The sequence below is a fragment of the Caulobacter sp. genome (assembly GCF_035254145.1).
Classification (GTDB): Bacteria; Pseudomonadota; Alphaproteobacteria; order Caulobacterales; family Caulobacteraceae; genus Caulobacter.
Genome location: NZ_DATFAV010000149.1, coordinates 1 through 6,011, shown reverse-complemented (window position 1 = coordinate 6,011; position 6,011 = coordinate 1). Strand labels below are relative to the sequence as shown.

The following is a 6,011-nucleotide window of genomic DNA, read 5'->3' as shown; positions in this document are numbered from 1 at the left end:
GAGATCCGCAAATTTCCCCTGCTCTCTCCTGAAGACGAATACATGTTCGCCAAAAGCTGGAAGGAACATGGCGACCCGGAATCCGCCCGCCGCCTGGTCACCAGCCATTTGCGCCTGGTGGCCAAGATCGCCATGGGCTATCGCGGCTACGGCCTGCCGATCGGCGAGGTGATCTCGGAAGGCAATGTCGGCCTGATGCAGGCCGTCAAGAAGTTCGAGCCCGACAAGGGCTTCCGCCTGGCCACCTACGCCATGTGGTGGATCCGCGCCTCGATCCAAGAATACATCCTGCGCTCGTGGTCGCTGGTGAAGATGGGCACGACCGCCGCGCAGAAGAAGCTGTTCTTCAACCTGCGCAAGGCCAAGAGCCAGATCGCCGCCTTCCAGGACGGCGACCTGCGCCCCGACCAGGTCAGCCAGATCGCCACGAAGCTGGGCGTGCTGGACAGCGAGGTCATCTCGATGAACCGTCGCCTGTCTGGCCCCGACGCCTCGCTGAACGCGCCGCTGCGTTCGGACAGCGAGAGCGAGTGGCAGGACTGGCTGGCCGACGACGAGCAGGTCAGCCAGGAGACGATGGTCGCCGAGAACGAGGAAAAGTCGCTGCGGATGTCGCTTCTGGAAGAAGCGATGGTCGAGCTGACCGACCGCGAGCGTCACATCCTGACCGAACGCCGCCTGAAGGACGAGCCGACCACCTTGGAAGAGCTCGCCGCCCAATACGGCGTCAGCCGCGAACGCGTCCGCCAGATCGAGGTCCGCGCGTTCGAAAAGCTGCAGAAGACCATGCGCGAGGCGGCGATCGCCAAGAACATGGTCGAGGCGTAGGGCTGGAGCTCGCCGCTTTGACGAAAGGGCGCTCCCCGGAGCGCCCTTTTTGTTTACGCCGCCATTACAACCACACCGTCATTCCCGCCCTTGTGGCGGGAACCCCTGGTTCAGCTGACACGTGAAGCGCAAGCGGACCGCCAGCGGTCCGCCCCTCCCGCACCTGCGGCGGATAAAGGGGTTCCCGCCACATGGGCGGGAATGACGGTGCTTAATAGTGTTATGAGCGAAGCCATGACCGCCCCCCTCCCCCAACTGATCCTGCTGCCTGGCCTGCTGAACGACGCCGAGCTGTGGCGCGACCAGATCCGCGATCTGGCCGACGTCGCGCGGATCTGGGTTCCGGACCTGACGCCCTACGCCACCATCCGTGAGATGGCCGAGCATGTGCTGGAGAGGGCCGAGCCGACCTTCGCGGTCGCCGGCTTCTCGATGGGCGGCTACGTGGCCCAGGAGATCGCGCGGATCGCGCCGGAGCGCATCGAGCGCCTGGCCCTGCTGGACACCTCGATCCACGTCGACACGCCGCAGCGCGCCGCCCAGCGCCAGGCGCTGAACAAGGCCGCCGCCAAGGGCGGGACCTTCCTGGGCATCGGCCAGGCGATCCTGAAGAGCTATATCGACGCCTCGCGCCTGGACGACACCGAGCTGACCACCCGCATCGTCGACATGACCCAGCGGCTGGGTCGCGAGGTCTTTCTGCGCCAGAACAGCCTGGAGCGCCAGGACGGCGAGGCCGCGGTGAGGGCGCTGCGCGTTCCGCTGCTGATCATCGTCGGCGAGAACGACCAGATCACCCCCGCCGACCGCCATCGCGAGATGGCCCAGGCGATCGGCTGCACGCACCTTGTGGTGATCCCGAGCACCGGCCACATGGCGCCGATGGAGGCGCCTGGACCGGTCAACGGGGCGCTGCGTCACTGGCTGCAGCGCCCCGCCGGCAAGCGCTAGAAGTTGAAGCGCACGCCGCCGACATAGCGGGGGCCGAACTTCTCGTACTCGATCGGATAGCGCTTCTGGTCGCCGTAGCGGCGCGCGCCCTGGTTGGTCAGGTTGCTGCCGTCCAGGAACACCTCGATGTTCTTGTTGACCTGATAGCGCAGCGAGACGTCCAGTTCCTCGTCGCTGTCCCAGTAGATGTCGCCGTTGTCGGTGGGATAGACGCCGCCGTTGACGACGCGATAGGCGCCGACCGACTGGCCCCAGGGCGTGCGGTACTGGTAGGCGACGCGGACCGTCAGGCCGTATTTCTCGTAGATGGCCTGGACGTTGTAGACGGCGTCCGAGGTCCCCAGGACCGAGATCGTCCGGGCGGGCGCGCCGCCGACCGACGGCAGGGTGACCTTGGACGAGGTCCAGGTCCCCGACAGGCGCGTGCCGAAGCCGCCCAGCCACGACGGCAGGCCGTGGGCCTCGACATAGCTCTCGGCCGTGCCGGTGAAGAACACCTCCAGCCCCTGGATGTGACCTTCGCCGGCGTTGTCGATGCTGCTGTAGGCATAGCCCGAGCGATCGACGCCGCCGCTGTTCAGCGAAGTGTCGCCGAACGTGCGCGAGGTCTGGACCAGCACGTCCTTCAGGTCCTTGTAGAACAGGCCCGCCGACACGAAGGTCTCGCGGTCGGCGTACCATTCCAGATAGGTGTCGAGGCCGACCTGCCGCTCGGGCTTGGCGTTGGGATTGCCGCCCGAGACGGTCTGGTTGGAGTCGCTGAAGGTGAAGTTCGGACGCAGGTCATCGAAGTCGGCGCGCGAGGCCGAGGTCGTGACCCCCACGCGCAGCTTCAGGTCCTCGCGCAGGTTCCAGTTCAGGTGGGCGCTGGGATAGTACAGCGTGTCGTCGCTCTTGACCTTGACCAGGCGCTGACCGGCAGCGACCCCGCCCGCGGCCGGGAAGCCGACATAGGCCTGGCCGTCGTTCTCGATGTGCTCGACGCGGACGCCGTAGACCAGATTGCCCCAGTCGAAGCGGGTCGTGGCCATGGCGTAGCCGGCGGTGATCGTCTCGCCCACGCGCCAGTAGTTGGCGGTGGTGTCGTTCTTGGTCGCCAGGCCCGAGCGCACCAGCTCGTCCACGAAGTTGGTGGTGTAGTCCTTGTTCGTATAGCGGAAGGCGTAGTTCAGGTTCTGGCTGCCCAGATAGCCAATGTTGCTGGCGAACTGGCCCCAGGCCGGCGCGCCCGAGCCCGAATAGGCCCGCGTGAAGCTGCTCTCGCGCGACTTCTTGGTGCGGTCGGTCCACAGGCCGCCGAACTCGAACTTCGTCGCGTGGCCGGCCAGCTCGCCCTCGTAGTCGAAGTCGGCCTTGGCGGTGTAGGCGTTGGTGTAGTCGCCGCCCTTCAGCATGCCGGCGCTGGTCAGCGGGAACTGGAAGTCCTCGATGTTGGTCACCTGGGCGCCCTTGACGCGGGCCCCGGTGGTCCCGGCGGTCGAGAACAGGCGCACGGTGTTCACGTCGCCATTGCGGAAGTCGTACTCGACCGTCGGCCGGGCCAGGAAGCTGGACGGGCTCTGGAAGGCCATGGTCACCGGCGTGTCGCGGCCGTCCTGGGTGTAGGTGTAGTTCAGCCGCCACGAGGCGCTGAGCTTGTTCCACCGATGCTCGCCGCCCACCGTGTTGGTGGACATGGCTTCCTTGGTGTCGCGATAGTCGATGCGAGCGTTGAGGCGCGCGCCGTAGACCGTGCCGAAGGTCGGGTCGTTGGCGTTGATATAGGCGGCGCTGGTGTAGCCGTTCCCGGCCGCGTCCGTGCCCTGGTCCAGACGGAGCAGGAAGTTATCGCGCAGTTCGTCGTCGTGGTAATAGGTGTTGATCGTGCTGGCGAAGATCGAATTGTTGTCGTCGAACTTGTAGTCCAGCCGGATCGAGGCCGACATGTTCTCGCGCGTCAGGCGGTAGTGCTTGTTCTCGTGCTCGCGGGCGAAGTGCTTGTTGGGATCGACCGTGTTCGACAGATAGGGATCGGTCTCCCAGTTGTCGGTCGCCATCTCGCGCGAATAGTACGAGGCCTGGGCCACCACGCCCAGCTTGTCGCCGAAGACGTTGGAATAGACGAGGTTGCTGTCCAGCTCGTCGCCATTGCCCAGGTCGACCTTGCCGACGCCCAGCTTGCCGCTGATCCGCTGGCCCTTGTAGTCGAAGGCGCGGCGGGTGCGGATGTCGACATTGCCCGCGACGGTGTCGCCCGGCATCGAAGGCACGATGGCCTTCTCGACCGTGATCTGGCTGGCGATCGCCGACGGGATGTTGTCGAAGCGGGTCGCGCGCCCCTCGGGGCTGACCACGCTGAGGCCGTCGAACGACAGGGTCGTCCAGTAGACCGGCGCGCCGCGCAGGTTGATGTAGCGGGCCTGGCCCTGGTCACGCTCGACGCCAACGCCCGGCAGGCGGCCGACGGCGAAGGCGATGTTCTGATCGGGCAAAGCGCCGACGGCGTCGGCCGACAGCACGCTGACCAGCGAGTCCGAGTTCTTCTGGATCTGAAGCGCCGCGGCCTGGCTCTCGGCCAGGGGCCGGCGGGCGGTGACCACGACGTCGCTGACCGACGTGTTGTCGTCGGCGCGGGCGGCGCCCGCCACGGCGGCCCCCACGGCGACCAGGGCCAGCGAAAGCGCGCTGACGCGGCGCAGCAGCGCCGCTTTGTTGCGAATGAGCATTATTATCCCCTGTCACCATCGCGACTGCGCGCGATTCCTGTGTCAGGAGGCTGTTAATCGCCGCGTGTTGCTCGTCCGCGACGAACGGGTGACGGCCCGGCGTAGCTTTTGTGTCGCCACAATGACGCCGCAATCGGCCCTAAGCCGCGCGGCCCTTGTCCTCGGGGGCCATGAAGCCCAGCAACGCGTCGATGCGCGTGAGCAGTTCGGCGCGTCCGCCGGCGCCGGCCAGGTCGGCCTGGAAGCTGGTCGCCAGGGCCGCGGCGGCCTGGACCAGGCGGTCGTCCTTGATCGACTCGCCCACGCGGCGGAGCTCGTCGGCCTGGGCCGCCAGGGCGCGGCGGGCCTGGGCGGGATCGGTGTCCAGCGCCTGGGCGGCCGACTTGACGATGCGCAGGGCCTGGGACAGGCGCGCCGCGGGCGTGCCGGCCGCGTCGGCCTTGCGCTTGCGCGGACCTCGATAGTCGGCCGAGTTGAACCGGCGACGGTCGGGGCCGACATAGCCGACGCCTTCGATCCAGTCGCGCGGCTTCAGGGTCACGGCCTCGAGGCGGCGCTCGAGATCCTTGATCGTGAAGGGTTTGCGCATGAACTCGTGCACGCCGGCGTCGCGCGCGCCGAAGATCGTCTCGGCGGTGGCCTCGCTGGTGCACATGATGATCGGCGCCTCGCGGCAGATCAGGTCGCTGCGACGGATCTTGCGGGTGAAGGCCAGGCCGTCGACGCCCAGTTGGGCGTGCTCGACGAAGATCAGCTGGGGATCGGTGGTGCGGGCCATGGCGTAGCCCTTCTCGGCGCTGGGCGCCGAAAACATCTGCACCGCGCCCAGCGGACGCATGTGCTCGGCCAGCAGCCGGGCCATGGCGGGGTTGGGATCCACGACCAGGACTCGCTGCACCTTGGCGGCGACACGCTGAACGGTGCGGACGTTACCGTCGAACACGTAACCCGAGGCTCCTCGAAACAAGGAGCGATGGATAGGCCCAGAACGTTAAAAATCCGCTTGATGACTCGGGGCGCCGGCCTGCGTCAGTTCGACAGGGGCATGGCCAGACTGGCCTCGAAGTCCTGGAAGATGTCGACCGCCTCGTCCAGGTCGGCGGTCAGCGGCCGCCCGGCGGGGAACCGATAGCGCCAGTAGGTGGCGATGTGGGCCACCGCCCCGACCCGCTCGCCAAGGCTCACGAAGAGTTCGGGCGCGCGCAGCAGGAACTGGCGAAACATGTGGGGCTGGTTGTGGTCGACCAGGTGCTCGAAGGCGTCGTCATAGACTTTCAGCGTGCGCAGTATGGCGTGGCGTTCGACCAGCAGCCCGCCCTGCAGCCGCCGCCGCGCCTCGTCCAGGTAGCGGCCATCCTCGCCGTCGCGATCGCCGTTGACCTCGAGGCGGCCGATCTGGGCGCTGACGTCGGTCAGTCGCGGCCACAGCGTGGTCAGCATCCACTTGTAATAGAGCAGCCCCTTCCAGGCGAAGACGCCTTCCTTGAAGCTGCCGCCTTCCATGACCAGGGTCTTGCGCAGCGGCGA

General features: G+C 67.1%; 4 protein-coding genes and 2 pseudogenes. 2 read left to right on the top strand and 4 right to left on the bottom strand.

Features of this window, described 5'->3' with window-relative positions; genetic code table 11:
• Positions 1–828 (top strand): RNA polymerase sigma factor RpoH (gene rpoH, locus VJ655_RS08850; RefSeq protein WP_324110700.1); only part of this gene is annotated, 828 nt, incomplete at its 5' end.
• A 76-nt stretch (positions 829–904) separates the two neighbouring features.
• Here the strand turns inward: rpoH and VJ655_RS08845 are convergent.
• A pseudogene (locus VJ655_RS08845) lies at positions 905–1,036 on the bottom strand (hypothetical protein); the annotation flags it as partial.
• 26 nt (positions 1,037–1,062) lie between these two features.
• On the opposite strand from VJ655_RS08845, the gene VJ655_RS08840 reads away from it, so the two are divergent.
• Positions 1,063–1,779, top strand: a complete 717-nt coding sequence (locus tag VJ655_RS08840; protein WP_324110699.1) for an alpha/beta hydrolase — start codon at positions 1,063–1,065, stop codon at positions 1,777–1,779.
• On the opposite strand, the gene VJ655_RS08835 is transcribed toward VJ655_RS08840, so the two are convergent.
• The 3 genes and pseudogenes from VJ655_RS08835 to VJ655_RS08825 form a co-directional block, all read right to left on the bottom strand.
• Positions 1,776–4,484, bottom strand: coding sequence for a TonB-dependent receptor (locus tag VJ655_RS08835; RefSeq protein ID WP_324110698.1), 2,709 nt, complete (start codon positions 4,482–4,484; stop codon positions 1,776–1,778). The two genes, VJ655_RS08840 and VJ655_RS08835, sit on opposite strands and share 4 nt — an antisense overlap.
• 139 nt (positions 4,485–4,623) lie before the next feature.
• Positions 4,624–5,451, bottom strand: coding sequence for a response regulator (locus tag VJ655_RS08830; protein WP_324110697.1), 828 nt, complete (start codon positions 5,449–5,451; stop codon positions 4,624–4,626).
• Positions 5,452–5,513: 62 nt separating this feature from the next.
• Positions 5,514–6,011, bottom strand: a pseudogene (locus tag VJ655_RS08825) (hypothetical protein); the annotation flags it as partial.